The sequence below is a fragment of the Sunxiuqinia sp. sy24 genome, from assembly GCF_052677165.1.
In genome coordinates this window covers 71,210-89,377 of record NZ_JBQYLH010000012.1, presented here as the reverse complement: position 1 = coordinate 89,377, position 18,168 = coordinate 71,210, and the positions used below count along the sequence as shown (strand labels likewise).

The 18,168-nt window shown below is 42.3% G+C and carries 14 protein-coding genes; 3 read left to right on the top strand and 11 right to left on the bottom strand.

Annotation, left to right across the window (positions count from 1 at the left end; genetic code table 11):
* Window positions 1-98: 98 nt before the first annotated feature.
* From ACUNWA_RS11770 to ACUNWA_RS11745, 6 genes are all read right to left on the bottom strand, one after another.
* On the bottom strand, window positions 99-539 hold the full coding sequence (locus ACUNWA_RS11770) for a Fur family transcriptional regulator (protein ID WP_445592110.1): 441 nt from the start codon (window positions 537-539) through the stop codon (window positions 99-101).
* 67 nt (window positions 540-606) lie between these two features.
* Complete coding sequence (locus ACUNWA_RS11765) at window positions 607-2,859, bottom strand: RelA/SpoT family protein (protein ID WP_445592109.1); 2,253 nt, start codon at window positions 2,857-2,859, stop codon at window positions 607-609.
* A gap of 174 nt (window positions 2,860-3,033) precedes the next feature.
* Window positions 3,034-4,179, bottom strand: coding sequence for a glycosyltransferase (locus ACUNWA_RS11760; RefSeq protein WP_445592108.1), 1,146 nt, complete (start codon window positions 4,177-4,179; stop codon window positions 3,034-3,036).
* 132 nt (window positions 4,180-4,311) lie between these two features.
* Window positions 4,312-4,686: an NUDIX domain-containing protein gene (locus ACUNWA_RS11755; RefSeq protein WP_445592107.1), complete on the bottom strand. Its 375-nt coding sequence runs from the start codon at window positions 4,684-4,686 to the stop codon at window positions 4,312-4,314.
* On the bottom strand, window positions 4,683-5,588 hold the full coding sequence (gene miaA / locus ACUNWA_RS11750; RefSeq protein WP_445592106.1) for a tRNA (adenosine(37)-N6)-dimethylallyltransferase MiaA: 906 nt from the start codon (window positions 5,586-5,588) through the stop codon (window positions 4,683-4,685). The genes ACUNWA_RS11755 and miaA overlap by 4 nt, the downstream gene beginning before the upstream one ends.
* A 61-nt stretch (window positions 5,589-5,649) precedes the next feature.
* The gene (locus ACUNWA_RS11745; protein ID WP_445592105.1) at window positions 5,650-6,177 is read right to left on the bottom strand and encodes an IS1096 element passenger TnpR family protein; all 528 of its coding nucleotides are present in this window, start codon (window positions 6,175-6,177) and stop codon (window positions 5,650-5,652) included.
* Window positions 6,178-6,615: 438 nt separating this feature from the next.
* Here ACUNWA_RS11745 and ACUNWA_RS11740 point away from each other — a divergent pair, with 438 nt between their 5' ends.
* Window positions 6,616-7,800, top strand: a complete 1,185-nt coding sequence (locus ACUNWA_RS11740; RefSeq protein WP_445592104.1) for an ABC transporter permease — start codon at window positions 6,616-6,618, stop codon at window positions 7,798-7,800.
* Between the two features lie 182 nt (window positions 7,801-7,982).
* Here ACUNWA_RS11740 and gap read toward each other — a convergent pair whose 3' ends face one another.
* Entirely contained in the window at window positions 7,983-8,990 is a 1,008-nt protein-coding gene (gene gap, locus ACUNWA_RS11735) for a type I glyceraldehyde-3-phosphate dehydrogenase (RefSeq protein WP_445592103.1), read from the bottom strand.
* A 1,311-nt stretch (window positions 8,991-10,301) separates the two neighbouring features.
* Between gap and ACUNWA_RS11730 the strand changes: the two genes are divergently transcribed.
* Together ACUNWA_RS11730 and ACUNWA_RS11725 are read left to right on the top strand one after the other, a co-directional pair.
* Entirely contained in the window at window positions 10,302-13,607 is a 3,306-nt protein-coding gene (locus ACUNWA_RS11730) for a T9SS type A sorting domain-containing protein (protein WP_445592102.1), read from the top strand.
* 160 nt (window positions 13,608-13,767) lie between these two features.
* The gene (locus ACUNWA_RS11725; protein WP_445592101.1) at window positions 13,768-14,508 is read left to right on the top strand and encodes a nitroreductase family protein; all 741 of its coding nucleotides are present in this window, start codon (window positions 13,768-13,770) and stop codon (window positions 14,506-14,508) included.
* Between the two features lie 118 nt (window positions 14,509-14,626).
* On the opposite strand, the gene ACUNWA_RS11720 is transcribed toward ACUNWA_RS11725, so the two are convergent.
* Genes ACUNWA_RS11720 through ACUNWA_RS11705 form a run of 4 tightly spaced genes read right to left on the bottom strand, consistent with a single transcriptional unit; the run spans window position 14,627 to window position 18,159 of the window.
* On the bottom strand, window positions 14,627-15,331 hold the full coding sequence (locus tag ACUNWA_RS11720; RefSeq protein ID WP_445592100.1) for a LytR/AlgR family response regulator transcription factor: 705 nt from the start codon (window positions 15,329-15,331) through the stop codon (window positions 14,627-14,629).
* Window positions 15,328-16,368: a sensor histidine kinase gene (locus ACUNWA_RS11715; protein WP_445592099.1), complete on the bottom strand. Its 1,041-nt coding sequence runs from the start codon at window positions 16,366-16,368 to the stop codon at window positions 15,328-15,330. Before ACUNWA_RS11715 ends, ACUNWA_RS11720 begins: the two co-directional genes overlap by 4 nt.
* The gene (locus ACUNWA_RS11710; protein WP_445592098.1) at window positions 16,368-17,078 is read right to left on the bottom strand and encodes a glycosyltransferase family A protein; all 711 of its coding nucleotides are present in this window, start codon (window positions 17,076-17,078) and stop codon (window positions 16,368-16,370) included. The genes ACUNWA_RS11715 and ACUNWA_RS11710 overlap by 1 nt, the downstream gene beginning before the upstream one ends.
* Complete coding sequence (locus ACUNWA_RS11705; protein ID WP_445592097.1) at window positions 17,071-18,159, bottom strand: Ldh family oxidoreductase; 1,089 nt, start codon at window positions 18,157-18,159, stop codon at window positions 17,071-17,073. The genes ACUNWA_RS11710 and ACUNWA_RS11705 overlap by 8 nt, the downstream gene beginning before the upstream one ends.
* Between the last annotated feature and the right edge of the window lie 9 nt (window positions 18,160-18,168).

The following is an 18,168-nucleotide window of genomic DNA, read 5'->3' as shown; positions in this document are numbered from 1 at the left end:
TTATTTGGCGAATAAAATTACAAATTATTTTTTCATTCGGGCATAAAAAAACCTCTGTTTCATCAGAGGCTGTTTATTTATAATGAGTATAAAACAAGTTAAGGTTCAATACTTTCCCCATAGATGTATAAGGTATGGTGGGAAAGTTTGAAATTATACTTCAAACAGGCTTCCTCAATGATTTCACGAATGCGTGGATCGTAAAACTCCTTGACAACACCGTTGTTGGTGTCAATCAGGTGATCGTGTTGCAGGGTCGCAAATGCTTTTTCGAACTGAGCAATGTTTTTACCAAACTGATGCTTAACAACTAGTTTGCATTCTAATAACAGGTCAATTGTGTTATATAAGGTGGCTCTGCTTACCCGGTAATTTTTATTTTTCATCGAAATGTAGAGCGATTCAATATCAAAATGGCCTTCACGAGAGTAAATCTCGTCAAGAATAGCAAATCGCTCTGGGGTCTTTCGGTGCCCATTCTTCTCCAGGTATTCTGTGAACATGTTTTTCACAGTATCTTTTGTTTTATGGCTATTCATATTTAAACCAATTTAAAATAAAGCACAAAAGTAGTAAAAATTGGTGATTGTTTAGACTAAATATAAACTAATTCTCAATTTTTTCAATCCGCTCAATGGTGTCTATTCCTTTGATTTTCATTAATCGTGAAATTAATTTATTCAAGTCTTCGAGGTTGTGAATGTAGATGAACAGGTCTCCTTCAAAGATTCCATCGTGGGTGTCGAACATGACGGTACGCATGTTGATATTGTTTTGCTTTGAAATGATGTTGGTTACTTCGCTAACGATGCCAATACGATCGAAGCCATTGATTTTGATGCGAGTGAGGTATGATCGTTTCTTGAAGTTAGTCCATTCGGCAGTAATAATCCGATCACCTTGTTGCGACATCAGTTTGTTTGCTTCGGGGCAATTGCGTTTATGGATGGTGACGTGGTTGTTTGAGTTCAAGTAGCCGAGTACATTATCTCCCGGAATAGGTTGGCAGCATTTGGCGAGAGTGTAGGTGCTTTCATCTGGGTCTTCTTTTAGCAAGAACGTGTTTTTCTTGTTAATTTGCGTTTTTGGCAATTCAAGCTCTAATTCATTCTCTTCATTTTTATTTTTGCCGAAGGATAGTTTCCAATATTTGGCTAGCTTGTTTTCACGTCGTGATTTTAAAATGCTTTCCAAATCATCAATCTGGATGAATCTCATGCCGACATGGGCGTAAAGTTGGTCTTTGTTTGACAAGTTATAGTGTGAAGTCAGCTTTTTTAAGGTATCAGCTGAAGGTTTGATCTTGTGTTCCTTTAACTTTCTCTCAATTATTTCGCGGCCTTTTTCAAGGTGCATTTTTTTGTCCATCTTAAAGGCCTGCTTTACCTTAGTCTTTGCTTTGGCAGTGGACATGAATTGCAGCCATGAAAGGTCGGGGTTTTGGGTTTTGGAGGTCAGTAATTCAACCTGATCTCCACTTTGCAGAACATAACTTAGAGGAACCAGTTTGTGGTTGATTTTAGCTCCAATACAGTGGTTCCCGAGATCAGTGTGGATCTCGTAGGCGAAATCGATTACTGTTGCTCCTTTGGGCAAGTTGATCATATCTCCTTTTGGGGTGAAGATGACAATTTCGGAAGAAAACAAATTCATTTTGAACTGGTCCAGAAATTCCATGGCATCGGATTCCGGGTTTTGCAGCATCTCCCGTATTTTCTCGAGCCACCTGTCCAGTTCTGTCTCAGGCGATTGAACTCCTTTGTATTTGTAGTTGTAATGGGCTGCAAAGCCACGTTCTGCAACTTCATCCATGCGTTCAGTCCGTATTTGTACTTCAACCCATTTTCCTTCCGGCCCCATTACGGTGACATGAAGTGCCTCATAGCCATTAGCTTTGGGGATGGTAATCCAGTCACGAATTCGGTCAGGCTTCGGTTTGTAGATGTCTGTAATCAAGGAAAGGATGTCGAAACACTGTCTTTTCTCCGAAACATTGGGCTTGGGCTTAAATACAATCCGGATGGCCATCAAATCATATACCTCATCGAAGGAAACGCCTTTGGTTTGCATTTTATTCCAGATGGAGTAGATTGATTTTAGTCTTCCGGAAACAGCAAAATCAATGTCTTCATTTTCGAGCTGATCCTGAATGGGTTTTATGAACTCATCCACTAGGTATTCTCTTCGCTCGCGCTGACTGTGAAGTCGGAATACTATCTGGTTGTAGGTTTCCGGTTGTTTGTATTTCAGGCTGAGGTCTTCCAGTTCAGTTTTGATGGAATAAAGTCCCAGGCGGTGGGCTAAGGGAGCAAATATATAAAGGGTTTCGGCGGCAATCTTTAGTTGTTTGGGAAGTGGCATGCTATCCAGCGTGCGCATGTTGTGAAGCCTGTCGGCTAGCTTGATCAGAATCACCCGGACATCATCTGAAAGGGTCATCAGCATTTTGCGGAAATTGGTTGCTTGTTTTGAGTCGTGCTGGGCAGTGATTTCATCGGACAGCTTTGTTAGCCCATCGACAACTTTGCTGACTTTTTCGCCGAAAAGGTTTTGGATATCGTCCAGCGAATAGTCGGTGTCTTCAACAACATCGTGCAGAATGGCTGAAATGATGGAGGTGGCTCCCAATCCCATTTCTCCCGAAACAATTTGAGCAACGGCCAGTGGGTGAATAATATAGGGTTCGCCGGATTTGCGTTTGACGCCAGCATGGGCGCTGTTTGCAAATTCAAAAGCTTTTCGAATGCGCTCACGTCCCTCATCGGTAATTCGCTGGGCAAATGTGTTGGTCAAATTATCGTAATAGTCAGCAATTAATCGCTGCTCTGCTTTCGTCTGTAGTTTATTTATCTCCGTCATGCAACAAGTATTGATGCCTTTTTCAATTTGCAAAAGGTAAATATAGTCTATTTCTTATAAAATCGGCTCGGGCTAGAGCTTGAAGCAACCAGATTTCACCCATCGTTAATGAAAGCATTAAGTGGTTGTATTTGTTCAGTCTGGTAGAATTATATTCTGAAAAAGAGTGGGCTTTTAAGGCTTGTTTAGTGAGTCATAAACCGACAGAAAGGCTTGAACCATATTTGCCCAGGAAAATCTCTTTTTTTCTTCGATGATATTATGCTCGAACATTGCTTGTCGTTTGTTGTCGTAAAAATCGAAAATAGCATTGGCAATGGCCTTTTCGTCTGGTTCTACCACGTAGCCAATTTTTTGGTCTGGAATAATTTCAGAAAGCCCGCCTACATTGGTAACCAACATTGCTTTTTCAAAATGGTAGCCAATTTGTGTAACGCCGCTTTGTGTGGCACTTTTATAGGGTTGCACAATCAAGTCGGCAGCACTGAAATACTGATTCACTTTTTCATTGGGGATAAAGTCAGTATGTAGCAATACCCGGTCGTTGAGTTTTAATTCGGACAACATTTCGAGGTAAGGCTCAGGTTTGGTGTAAAACTCACCGGCGACAATCAGTTTCACTGCTAGCTTTTGTAGTCGTTCATCAGCAAACGCTTTTAGCAGAATGTCTAGCCCTTTGTATTCGCGAATAAACCCAAAGAAAAGCAAGTAACTGGTTTTGGGCTCAAGCTGTAATAAGCTTTTTGCTTTGGACTGTTCCAGTTTGTTACCAAAATTATCGAACAGCGGGTGGGGACAAAGTGCACGGGGAAGCTTGGGGTTAAAGAGATCAATGTCGTTGATTACCGATTGTGACATGGCCACCATGCCGTCAATGCTTTTCATGAAATAGCTGGTTAGCAGCTGATCGCCGGGGCGCTTTTCATGCGGGACAATATTGTCGGCAAGGCAAATGACTTTGGTGTGTTTGTTTTTGCGGACCATACGGCAAATTGTTCCCAAAACGGGCCCCATAAATGGTAGCCAATACCGAACCATGAGCAGATCGGGTTTCTCTTTCCGAATGCGTCTCCCAATGCGAATCCAGTTAAGCGGGTTAATGGAGTTAACGGTTCGCTTGATGTTTAAGTTGGCTGGCGCTTGACCATCAACGTATTGCGATTTCCCAGGGAATAGAAGTGAAGGGTATTGAACGGTAAACGTTTCTATCTCCACCTGGTGACCTTGATTTTGGAATTCTTGTGCAAGTCGTTCATTGTACGATGCCAATCCTCCGCGAAACGGATAAGCCGGACCTATTATTTTGATGGTTTTAGTCATTTCAAGTAGGGTGTTTTGAGTTTCGAACCTCTAATCGATACATTTATCGGTTCTTTGTTGTGTCAGCAAATTTGCAACATGTTTATCAATCGGGAAAGTGAATTCGTCAGAATTTAAGTCCTCCAGTTTTACCTACCGAAATGATTGCTGGCCGTTTTGCATGATTTCAAAATCGAAAGGCCTTTTTGATATCCTAAAATTGAGTGGTGGTTTAAGCCGTGCTTTGTAATAGATACTAATGAGTTGATGATTCCCATAAAATTGCGCTTTCTGATAAATATTGGTGGTATAGAAATGGGTGAATGATTCAATGTCCTGCAGGCAATCCTCCTGCATTTCTCGTTTCAAACAGTCAATGGTTCCTTCGCCAAACTGTAAGCCCCCGCCAGGGGATTTGGTCATTTTTGTATTCAACTGAAATTCGTCTGTAAGCAGAATTTTCTGCTTATCATTGATGAATAGGCCGTAAACGCGAATGGTAAATTGATTGGCAAGTGTTGGTTTCATGCCGTCAGGTTTTGCGCGACGAAGGTGATAATTTCTTTGAGCTGGTGGGGCTCAAACCAATGTATATCCTGATCTTTTCGTAGCCATGTTAACTGTTTTCGGGCGTAGCGTCGCGTATTTCGTTTGATAAGTTCGACCGCCTTCTCCATGCTGACCTCGCCATTAAAATAAGCAAAGAGCTCTTTGTACCCGACCGTGTTGAGAGAGTTTAGATGCTTGAACGGATAGATGCTTCGCGCTTCTTCTTCCAGGCCAGCCTCCATCATTTGATCTACGCGTTGGTTGATTTGGTTGTACAGCTTTTCGCGTTCCATGTTCAAGCCAATTTTCAGGATGTTGAACGGGCGTTTTTTTGTTATTTCCTTTCGGAAAGAAGAATAGGGTTTGCCAGTCATCAGGCAAACTTCCAGCGCTCGAATCAAGCGCTTGGGGTTTTTTAGGTCGACTTGTTGGTAGTAGGCGGCATCAAGTTGCTTTAATTTCAGGCGTAGATGTTCAATGCCTTTTTCCTCGAAATCATCGGTCAGCTTTTTACGAATTTCAAGGTCAACATCAGGTTGTTCATCAATTCCTTTGCAAACTGCGTCAACATAGAGCATTGAGCCTCCGGTCATAATCAATACATCCAGTTTGTCGAAGCACTTCGCAATTAAGTCCAAAGCGTCGGTTTCAAAACGACTGGCATTGTAATCATCATGAATTGAGTGGGAGTGGATGAGGTGATGGGGTGCCTGGCTCAGTTCTTCCGGTGTTGGAACTGCAGTGCCGATGGATAGTCCCCTGAAAAGTTGCCGCGAATCTGCGGACAGTATTTCGGTTTGGAAATGTTTTGCAAGTTTTATGCTTAAAGAACTTTTCCCAATTCCGGTAGGCCCTTGAACGACTAGTAATGTTTTCTCCATTCGTTATTATTCATTGAATGGGCAAAGGTAGTGGTTTTGGGAGAAAAAGGAAGGGGCCCCTTTAGTCCCCTTCAATAAGATCCTCCATTTCGCCAAAAATTTCGGTATAATCATCTAAATCACCATAATCCTGGTATTTATTCTCTTGATTGAGAATTTCGAGACCCTGGTCCTGTAATTCTTCTTCCAGAACTTGTGCAGGGGCATCACCTAGTTGATAGGTGACTTGGTTTTCTTGAAGATTCTTTTTCATGGATATTTCAGTTAATTCAATATAAAAAGATCTGTCATTAAAAAAATCAAACACATAGAGCAAACGTTGTCCTATGATTGAGATGATATTATGTAGTTGGGTTCTTCCCATGATTTCTTTTTGGGTCCCATTTCTACCAAAATCTAAGAATGTAATTTCTAATTGTTTTCCGTAGTTTTCACCAGCAATAAAAAAAGAAGCAAGTTGATCGGAACTGTAGTTGCAGCATTTTTGTATACACCAGTGTAAATCGGCAAAACTGCTTCCGCTATCTATCTCCACTATTCTTAAAAAATCAGTATTCTCAATAGAAGTTATTTTAAACTGGTATACCATTCAGTATTTTTAGTTGTTATTTCGAAATTCTAGTTGTTTTGATGCCTTAGGAGCACACAGGTTTTTTAAACGGCGATGGGTTTGGAAAGGTTAGGTTATAAATGTTAAAAAAGATTAATTACGATTTGCAATGGTGTTGGTGGTTGGTAGTTAGAGCGTTGGAGTGGTTTTTTTGTTTGGGGCGGCGGTGTGTTTTTGTGAAGAATCGAACTTATTCTTCGGTCATTCGATGAATATTTGATTTGATGATTCTATTTTTTTATAAGCGGATTCGTTGTTTTCCTGCGAATAAATTTTGAACTTGAAATCCGTTATATTTACATTTCAATCCTGAGACCAATAAAAACAGACTCAGAATCAATCTAGATCGAAAATATGCAATACCGCGGGCTACTCTATGAGAATTTGAAGATTTCACTTCAGTCAATACGGTCAAATTTGCTACGAACAATTCTGACGGTATTAATTATTGCTGTTGGGATTACGGCTTTGGTTGGAATTCTGACAGCCATAGATTCTATCAAATCATCGATAACCAATGAGTTTACCTTTATGGGAGCTAATACTTTTTCCATAACATCGCGAGGAATGAATGTGCAGGTTGGGAATGAGCGAATCCGAACAAAGAATCATGCTTATATTAGTTATTATCAGGCTCAAGAGTTTAAGGAACTGTTTGATTTTCCGGCCATGGTGGCTATTTCGGTAACGGCAACAGGTACGGCAACCGTGAAGTATGGTTCAGAGAAGTCAAATCCGAATGTGACGGTTCGTGGGGTGGATGAGAATTATATTCTCGCTTCTGGCTTCGAAATCGGACGGGGCCGCAACCTCATGCGGGCTGATCTGGATGTTGGGGCTAATGTGGTGGTTATCGGAGATGGACTGGTAAGGCGTTTGTTTGGTAAAGAGGCAAACCCCTTGCAAAAGGAAATCAGTATTGGTGGCGGCCGCTATCGGGTTGTTGGAACACTGAAATCTAAAGGAGGAGGGTTTGGGGATAATGGCGATGAGATTTGTTTACTCCCATACTCCAATGTAAGAACCTATTTTTCACGGCCTCAGATGAATTTTACGGTTCAGGTTAAGGTGACTAACACACAGTTGGTCGATGCTGCGATTGGTGAAGCAGAGGGTGCTTTTCGAGTGGTTCGGGGTTTGAGCCCGTTGGATGAAACAGATTTCAACATAGAAAAGAGCGATAACCTGGTAAATATGCTTTTGAATAACATTAAAAATATTACGCTGGTAGCTACCATTATTGGCATGATTACCTTGTTTGGTGCTGCTGTTGGCTTGATGAATATTATGCTCGTTTCGGTTACGGAGCGAACACGGGAGATTGGAGTTCGAAAAGCGATTGGAGCTAATGGTGGCTTAATCCGGCAACAGTTTTTGATGGAGGCTGTGGTGATTGGTCAGATTGGAGGCGCTTTGGGAATTGTGCTCGGAATCTTAGTGGGCAATATTGTTTCCGTCCTGATTGGAAGCTCCTTTATTGTTCCCTGGCTTTGGATTATCACCGGCGTTGTGTTGTGTTTTGGCGTGGGGATTATTTCTGGTTATTATCCTGCGCAGAAGGCTGCTCGGATGGACCCCATTGAGAGTTTGCGCCATGAATAGATGGCGGTGGATAATAAAGCAGTCCGGATTTAGAACTTCAGGTTTATAAAGTGAGGACTCAGGCTGCGATGTTTGCTCAGAACTATTGGTAAATTGAACCCCTTATTCAGCTTCAATACGAAAAAAAAGGCTTTCCGTCATTTTTGACGGAAAGCCTCTCTTATAAATATTGTATTCTGTAATTATTTTACAGTGTCCATGTATTGGATCAATTCGCAAACTTTTGCAGAGTAACCCATTTCGTTGTCATACCAAGAAACAACTTTTACGAAGTTTGGAGACAATGAGATACCAGCACCAGCGTCGAAGATAGAAGTACGAGTGTCACCAACGAAGTCGTTAGAAACAACCATATCCTCAGTGTAACCAAGAACGCCAGCCAATTCGCCTTCAGAAGCAGCTTTCATAGCAGCGCAAATTTCTTCGTAAGAAGCTCCTTTTTCCAAAGTAACTGTCAAGTCAACAACAGAAACGTCAGGAGTAGGAACACGGAAAGCCATACCTGTCAATTTTCCGTTCAATTCAGGAATAACTTTACCTACAGCTTTAGCAGCACCAGTAGAAGAAGGGATAATGTTTTGACCAGCTCCACGTCCACCTCGCCAGTCTTTCATAGAAGGACCGTCAACTGTTTTCTGAGTTGCAGTAGTTGCGTGAACAGTAGTCATCAAACCTTCTTTGATACCGAATTTGTCATTCAATACTTTAGCTACAGGAGCCAAGCAGTTTGTAGTACAAGAAGCGTTTGAAACAAAGTTCATGTCGTTTGTGTAAGAAGCGTTGTTTACACCCATAACGAACATTGGAGTATCGTCTTTAGAAGGAGCAGACATCACAACTTTTTTCGCACCAGCGTCGATGTGACCCTGAGCAGACTCTTTAGTCAAGAAAAGACCAGTTGATTCAACAACGTATTCAGCACCAACAGCACCCCAGTTAATGTCAGCAGGGTTTCTTTCAGCAGTTACGCGGATTTCGTCACCGTTAACGATCAATTTACCGTCTTTTACTTCAACAGTTCCGTCGAATTGTCCGTGAGTTGAATCATATTTAAGCATGTAAGCCATGTAGTCTACATCGATCAAGTCGTTGATGGCAACTACTTGAATTGTACCTTTTGCAACAGCTTGGCGGAAAACAAAACGACCGATACGGCCAAATCCGTTGATACCGATTTTAATTTTTGACATAGTTGATAATTTAAAAATTAATGAAAGATTATTCTTTTGATCTATTAGCTTTTAAGTATTTTTTTTCAAAGCCCCACAAAATAACTAACTAAAATTAAGACGATCAAATTTTTCGATTTTGAATTGATTTTTTTCCACAGGGCTTAAAATACAGTTAATGTTGGCTTCAAATTGTAATTGTGCGTACGGAGATTTGAATAATTGGTTATTGAAAGTTGAGCGTGTCTCTTTACAGAGAGATGCAGTTAGAAAAGAGCGTATTATTTTGGTGGATGCCAGATCGTATTCGTAAAGTTGAGGGAGCGTTTTTTGTTGCGATTGGATCTCTTGATGAAGGGCTAATGGACAGATCTTGTGGTGCTGGTATTTTAATATGTTTATTGTTTATCAGCGATTGCCGTTTGTTGGCTTTCATAGGTGGGAAATAGGCTTTCTTTATCAATGATGGGGGTGTTATGGCCCCTCGAATAAAGAGCATAATTGGACTGTTTACCTGTTGTGTGGCTGTAGGCTGGGCATTTGCAGGTTTTGCAGGAATTGAATACGAGTAACAGCAGCGATGCTGCAGTCAGTATTAGTTTGCCTATTGTTTTTGGTTGCATTTTCTGAATGACTTTAGATAGGCAAAGTTATTTTTTTTGCCGACTGTTGCAAGCGAAAAACTTATTCTCGGGTTTTTCTTTGGTTTTTAAACTTTGAATAATTAGGAATATACAACAACTGCGTCACAGTCGTTTAAATTAGTTTGGCGATCAAGTAGGGTTGATGCAATGTTCTAATAGGCAGTGGGTCATGTTTGTTTTTTGCGATTTTTTGTACAGGAAAAAGTTTATTATTGTTCAGAAAAATGCTTGTGCGGTGATGATAAATTTCATAGGTTTGTAAATATTGTGTTACTTGAGGTGAATAAGGCCGCGATGTTTAAGGCTACTAGACGCGATAAAAAACTAAATAAACCCAAGGTTATGTACAAAAAATTTGCTCTGCTCTTTCATTTTTCAAGCTTATTTTTTTGTTCAACCTGAGCTCCGGCATGCTTGTAGGGACAGGGGACGATTCTGTTTGGACATTTTACTGTCGCTAAACAGATGATTCGTAGTTTGAATCAATAATTAAGTTAGAATACAGCAATTTCCTCAGCCAAATTCAATGAAATATTCAATTTTCCATTTCAGCTGGACTTTGCTCCAAATAAGGGGTCGGAGAATTATGTGCTGTTTTCTAGGTGCCTTTTTCTTTCAAATGACTTTAGTTAGTGAAATGAATACGATGAAGTATTATTTATAAATAATAAATTTTAAACCAAATTCTATGAACAAAAAGTTTACTCGGTTTCTTAGTTTAATATTACTTGTCGGCTTATGCTGTATTTCTTCGTGGGGCTATGCTCAATGCTCCTTGGAGATATCTGCAAGTGATGTAGTATTGGTTACAGATTTAAATACGATCTGTGATGGAGATGATCTCACCTATGAAGTTCAAGGGTACGCCACTGATTTATACGAATTTGCGTTTAATGCTGGTGGCTTTTCTTCCGCCAACCAGCTGGTAGTAGCTGAAGGGGCGAGTTTTTCCGTACAGGTAATGGAGCTTGCTAGTGGTTGTCTTTCGAGCGAGATAACAATTATGACTGAAGACGTTTTACCACTTTCTTTTACTGTGACAAAGAACGACATTACTTGTAATGGAACGAAAGATGGAGTCATCCACCTTGAAGTCTCTGGAGGAATATTTGATGTAGATCATCCTTACCAGATGCTTATTTCGAACCAAGGGTGGCGCGAGATTTCGGGGACAGCAAAGGATGTGGTTATTTACACGGCTGGGACTTACGAAATTAAAGTAATGGACGGCAACGGTTGTGAAACAGAACCACAACAAGTGACCATTAATGAGCCCGCGCCTGTTGCTGTGAGTTTGACGCCTTCGTTTCAGGCTGATGCCTGCTATATGGATGAAGCAGGAGCAATTTCGGTTGAAGTTAGTGGAGGAAATGACGCTGACTATACAGTCGTATTAAAGAATTCAGAAGATGTAGTACTCGAAACAGGTACTGCAATTGGAGGGACTTATGACTTTGTTGGCGGATATGCTGCAGGAAGTTATTCCGTTGTTGCATACGATAGCAAGTCGTGCGAAGGGATGGCTGAGACAGCTATCGTTGGAAAGGATCCTATTGTGTTTGCTGCTGAAGTTACAGAAGACTTACTTTGTAAAGGTGCAGCAACCGGAGTTATTGGCGTTAGTGGAATTGGAGGCGGTACTGAAGGCACTGGCTATGTTGTTGAGCTTTACGATGCGAGCGATGTGCTTGTTGCGACTCGAACGGCTGCAGCCGGATCTGCCGAAATTTCTGGTTTGATGGCAGGAGATTACAAGGTGCATGTCAGAGATGGCAATGGTTGCTTGTCTGAAGTTTCTGAGCTTACTCTGTGGGAGCCGGCTGATGCATTGACGTTGGAAGCATCAGTTGTTCGACATATCGGATGTACTGAACCCGGCGAATTTACAATTTCAGCTGCCGGTGGAGTTCAAGGATATAAGTATTATTGGGCAGCATTAGATCAGGGAACAGGTGCAGTGCCTGTTGGCGCTTTGCCGGATGAGAATACGATGTGGACTCCCGCCGATGTGGATGGGACGGTGTCTGTTATTGTTGAAACCCCTGCAACGTATGTCGTTTGGGTGAAAGATGCTGATGGTATGGGCTGCATGGTTGGAGGAGAGTTGGCTTCTGAATGGCGAGTGCAAATTGATAACCCGGTTCCTCCAGTGACCTTTAATACAGCGATCACACAATCGATTGTTTGTAACGGAGAACCTTCAGGCGAAATTACTATCTCCAATATTGATGGAGGAGAAAGTGCAAACTACGAAATCACAGTTAATGGAGAGGTATTGGACGGTTTAGTCCTATCTGATTTGCTTGCTGGTGTATATGAAATTAACGTAACCGAGACCGTGGGCGGCTGCTTTTCGACTACTGAAGTGGTTATTTCTCAGCCCGATGAATTGGTTATAACCGAATTTATTCGGGTCGAAGGTGTTTTTTCTTGTCCGGATGCTACTGAAGGATGGTTGGAAGCCACGGCTGAAGGTGGAAGTGGATCCTATACCTACCAGATTTACCAAAATGGAGCACCTTATGGATCACTGGTCAGTATCCCATCATTCGTGGTGCCTATTGGGGCTGAGTATTCAGTAAAAGTAACAGATGGTAATTGCGAGGCGATGTCGGAAAGCATCATGCTGGATCAAGTTCAGGATGCTCAATTCACTGTGGAAGATCAGACCTGCTTTGGAGCTGAATCAGTTACCGTTTTGGTGTCTGCGTCAGGAGCAGCCAATCATATATTTGAAGTGGCCTATGCTCCAGTCGTTGGAGGAGTAGAAGGTACACTGTCCGCTTGGGAAACGTTTGACTCAACCATCGAAATAGAAGGCCTGTCTTATGCTGATGCGAATGCGGGGAATTATAATTTCTATGTACGTTATGCCCCTTATGAGTGTGGCGAAGCATCAGAACTGGTAGCCTTGGCTCCTGTAGACAGTGAATTGACAGCTGCTGTTCAGCAAGATGACTTGAATGTTACGCTAACTCCAAGTGGAGGCGAAGCTCCTTATTCATACTTATTAAATGGTACTGCCTCTCAAGGCCCAGACTTTGTATTGCCAGAGGGAGAGAATACAATTACTGTTATCGATGTCCGGGGATGTACTTACGATGTCGTAGTTACGGTTGATCCAATCATGCTGACAGCCAGCCCAAGTTCTGGAGAGTCAATGGCTCAGGAGTTTGAAGTGGTGTTGACTTTCAATCGGGAAGTAACCCTGGCTGACGGTGATGTGACGGGAGGTAGTGTTATTCCGGGAACAGCAACTGAATTTACGGTAACGATGACAGGTAATGATGGAGATGTCCTTACGCTGAACGTTGGTTCTGAAATTATGGATGCTGCTAATAATACCTTTGATGGCGCAGGGTTTACCTATACAATAGGAGATAATACACCTCCTGTGCTGGAGGCTCAGACACCAACAGGGCAGCTGTCAGACAACCATCCTGAGTTTGTTATGACATTCAGCGAAGATGTGCAGCTGACAGGTGTTGCTGGTGACCTGGTCATTACAAAGGCTGGCGAGTCAGAGGCATGGATGGTTATTCCATTGTCATCGGCTGTAGTTGATGGTAATACAATTACGGTTACTTATGACTATGATGCCGAAAAAGGTGGTTTGGATCGTCAGACAAATTATTTTGTAAATATCGATGGCGAGGCGATTGAGGATTTGGCTGGAAACGACTTTGCCGGTTTGGCAGATCAGACAAGTTGGACCTTCACCACAGGCGATTGGGCTACGGCAATTGATGATCCAACAGATGCCTCGGAACTGTTTAGTATTTATCCGAATCCGTTTGATGCTTACATAACGGTTAAAAATGCCAACAAGCTGTCAAGAGTGATTATTTCCAATGTTGCCGGTCAACGGGTGAAAGACCTTGTTAATCCAACTGAAATTATCAATACAGGTGATTTGCGAAGTGGAATCTACTTTGTCACTTTGGTGGATAAGGATGATGCTATTGCAAAAACGGAACGCATTGTGAAGCGGTAAAAAAAATATAGATTTATAGCAAGAAAGGGGAGGCCAAACGGCTTCCCCTTTCTTGTTTTTGGTGGTTTATTTAGAGTTTTATGTCTTGCAATTTGTATTCAGGCCGATTGGAAGAAATCCTTAACTTTGCTGGCATCGAAACAAAAAATAAGGCACAACTATGGAACTTCTATTTCAACACCGTTCAATTCGTCAATACAAATCAACACCAGTAGCCGACAATTTGCTGGACCAAATCATTGAGGCTGGAACTCGAGCTTCCAATACCGGAAATATGCAGCTATACAGTGTGGTCGTCACCCGCGATGTGGATAGGAAAGCTCAGTTAGCTCCACTTCATTTCAATCAGCCGATGGTAAAGCAGGCACCGGTTTTGTTGACCATTTGCGCTGATATTAATCTGTTCAATCATTGGTGTAAACAGCGGAATGCCGATGCGGGGTACAGTAACTTGCTGTGGTTGATGAATTCGACAATCGATGCTTCGCTTTTTGCTCAAAATCTATGTGTTGAAGCTGAATCTCATGGTCTTGGTATTTGCTACCTGGGGACGGCCTTGTATAACGCACAGGATTTTATTGATGTGTTGGAGCTCCCCAAAGGTGTCATCCCCATTACAGCTGTTGTGCTTGGTTATCCGGATCAGGAGCCGCCACTGACCGATCGTTTGCCATTGAGTGCCGTTGTGCACCATGAAAAATACACCGATTTTGAGGCCGATCAAGTAGATCAGCTTTTTTCTGAAAAAGAAAACTTACCAAGTTCACGGCAGTTTGTGAGTGAAAATAATAAAGAAAACCTGGCGCAGGTGTTTACCGATGTCCGCTATAAAAAACAGGACGGTGAGTTCTTTTCTGCAAAATTGATGGATACCCTCCGTAAGCAGGGCTTTGATCTGTAGCAGATCGTTGTCTAACAGCAAGGAAAAATAAAAGACCATTGCGCACAGAAAAATAGTTTGTTTCTGTGCGCAATGGTCTTTTATGAACTAGTTGTATTCTGATGTAAGCAGGGCCGGCCTACTTGATCACGTGCTTATTGATGAGTTCCTGAAAATCCTGGCGAAAGTTGTTGCCGATCGGGAGCTTGTTTCCGTTAATCTCGACCAGATTACCTTCAATACTTTGGATTTGATCCAAGCGAATCAGGAAGGATTTGTGGGTTCTGAAAAACTCATCAGTAGGCAATAGTTCCTCCATCTTTTTCATGGATAAGTTGGTGACCAGGTGTTTGTCTTTCAGGTGAATCTTAATGTAGTCTCCCAAACCTTCAATGTAGCAAATAGACTTAAATTCAACCCGAATGTTTTTTTTATTGGCTTTTATGAAGATGTAATCCGCATCACTTTGCTCGTTATGGGCATGGCGCAAACTCAATTGTTCTTCGGCTTTTTGCACTGCTTTGAAGAATCGCTCGAACGAAAAAGGTTTTTTCAGATAGTCCAAAATGTTTAGTTCGTAGCCTTCCATGGCGTAGTCGGAATAAGCAGTAGTGAGAATAACCAAGGGCGGATTGTTCAGGTTTTTCAGTAGTTCGAGTCCACTGAGGCGGGGCATGTTCACATCCAGAAACATCAGATCAATCTGGTTTTCTTTTAGTTTGCTGCTGGCTTCCAGCGCATTGTTGCAGGTGCAAATGATTTCAAGCCTGGGAATGTCCTTCGCAAATTGCTGAATAACATTCTGCGCCAGAGGTTCATCATCAACAATAATCGCTTTAATCATTTTGTCGTTTTTAATAACAGTTGCAATTCAACGCTAAAGATATTTTCTTTTTTGCTGATATTTAAATGGTATTCCTCTTTTTTGTAGAGATATTCCAGTCGTTTTTGAGCGTTTTTAAGCCCGATGCCGTGAGCTTTGTCGTTTGTCGGCTGATGTGATTCCTCGTAGTTGTTGGCTACTTTAAAATGAAGCCAGTTGTCTTTTATTTCAATTTGGATGTGAATAAACACATTGTCGCTGATGGATTTGTTTCCATGTTTGAACGCATTGTCAACAAAGGGTTCAAAGATGAGCGGAATGATAAGCTTGTTCTGAATATCCCCATCTAATTCAAAGCGGATGTCTGTTTTGTCGGACAAGCGAATGCGCTGTAAATCAATAAAGTTATGAATGAACTCAATTTCTTTTTGCAGACTGATGAAATTTTCCCGCGATTCATATAGCACATGCCGCATCAGATCCGATAGTTTCAGGATCATCTCGGGGGTTTTTTTCGAGTTGGTTAAAGAGAGCGAATAAATATTGTTTAAGGAATTGAACAGAAAGTGCGGGTTGATCTGAGCTTTCAGGGTGTTGAGTTCAGCCTTTAGTTTTTCTCTTTCCACCTTGTTGTACCGAAGCTCAATGTCCTGCATTTTGATCCAGTCGTTTAAAAACTTGGCCAAGGAGCTTACACCAATGTAAAAGCCGGTGGTGAAAAAATAGGTAGAGAAGAGGCGTGGACGGTAAAAGTGCAATAACACATAGAACAGTCCGAGAATGATAAGCGAGGCCAGCGCCATGGAAATTAACAGCCAGAAGGTATAGAAAATGTAATATTTCTTTTTCAGAAGCTTTGGAATCAATACCCAAAGGTTGATGTAAACGCCAAGCGCAAAGCCCGTGTTTAAAATGAGTGCCCGCAAGATATCGGTTGCCGGATTGAAATGATAATCAGAAGCTACATAAAATGATGCCAGCGCAAAGGCTGTGCTACTTAGCCAGAATAAGATCTGTAAAAGTATTTTATAGCGTTGGTAGTTTCTGACGAATGGCATCAAATACGGTCTTTTCGGTTGATAAACTTATTGAAGTAATATTTAACGGGGTTCGTATATTTTAATTGTTTCCACGGACGGCTGCTGTGTGGTTTGTGAATGACCGGCAGCATGGTAGCCAGGTAGTTTTTATAGCCCAGTGTTTTCGATTTACGTGAGATAAACACATCATACCAATCTTTTTCTCTCGAAAGTTCCTGAAACGAAAAACTTCGGAGCAAATCTGGAGACAGCAGGGTGCAGCAAAAACTTAAGCTGTGCGAGGTGTCAATGAGGGGCTGTTTTTCATTTTTGAAGTTTAAGTAAGGGAAATTTATGTCACCATCTTCATTGGTGGTTACAGCTCCGAGCATTCCGCAAGCTGGAGCAATTCGGCTCAGATCCAACATTTTATTCAGCGTGTCTTTCCAAATGATTACATCCGATTCGATCACGATCAATGGGATGTTGAGCTCCTTCGCTTTTTGCTGTGCCATTTGAAGCACCAGGTTGTAGTTGGGCGATGGCGTTTGTGTAACATCTTCCAGGTTGATGAGTTCATAACCAAAAGTAGTTTTCTTTTCCTCCAGAATGGCTTTGTTTTCAGGCGAACTGAAATCGTTGTAAATCACATGCAGATGATCTCCATCGGCCTGGTGAATGGCCTCAATGGTCTGAAGGGTTGTTTCAATCGAATCTTTAACTGGGGTTATGACCAATGTCTTAGGCATGTTGTTTGGCGTTAAAAGTTAATTCAAATTTTGAAGCGAGGCTTTCCAGGTCTTCAATAACTGCTTGTTGAACGGGAATTCCATTGGCTAAGCGTTCCTGACTTAAAAGTCGTTCCGGGTCACCGGGGATCAGAACTTGATCGCCCGCATTTACGGGCTCTGCTGCACGGAACGTACGAATCCAGTTGTCCATGTGATCTTTAAAGTCTTTGGCGGGGCGGAAGGCATCAATTCGGAAAGCACCAAAGAAATGCCCAATGCCATCACCAACCGGGTTGGTTGGAGGATCGAGAAAAGCAACAAATGGAGGAACCCACGGGCCATAGTTGGCACCCGACAAAACGGCGGTGAAGATGTCGACCATAGCACCCAGACAATAGCCCTTATGCGAGCCATGCTCGCGGTCGCCACCAAGCGGTAGCATGGCTCCTCCTTTTTTCAGAGCAAAAGCATCGGTTGTGGGGCGGCCATTTTTATCTTGAGCCCAGCCCTCTGGAGCATCTTCGCCCTTGCGCTGAAGCACTTCCAGTTTGCCGTTGGCTACTGTGGTGGTAGCCATGTCCATCACAAAAGGAGGTTCTTCATTGGCCGGAATGGCTACCGCAATGGGGTTGGTTCCCAAAAAACGACTTTTAGAAAATGTAGGTGAAACCAGCGGACTGGCATTGGTCATCGAAATCCCAATCATGTCTTCTTCCAAAGCCCTCATGGCATGGTAGCCGGCAATCCCGTAATGGTTCGAATTTTTTACCGCTACCCATCCGCTGCCTACCTGGCGAGCTTTGTCCAAGGCAATACGCATGGCTTTCGGGCCAGCAACAAGGCCTAACGCCAAGTCAGCATCGAGCACTGCTGTTGACGGTGTTTCATGTACAACCTTCATTTGGGGTGTTGCGTTCAGTCGGTTTTTTTCCCATAAACGCACATAGCCACTCAGGCGGGCTACACCGTGTGAATCTACTCCGCGTAGGTCGGCCTGATTCAGGCAATCAGCAGCCAGTGCTGCTTCCTCGGGCGGGCAGCCTATTTTTTCAAAGACTTGTTGTGTAAAGTCTTTTAAATAGCTTGAGCTTAACTTCATTTCTCGGCA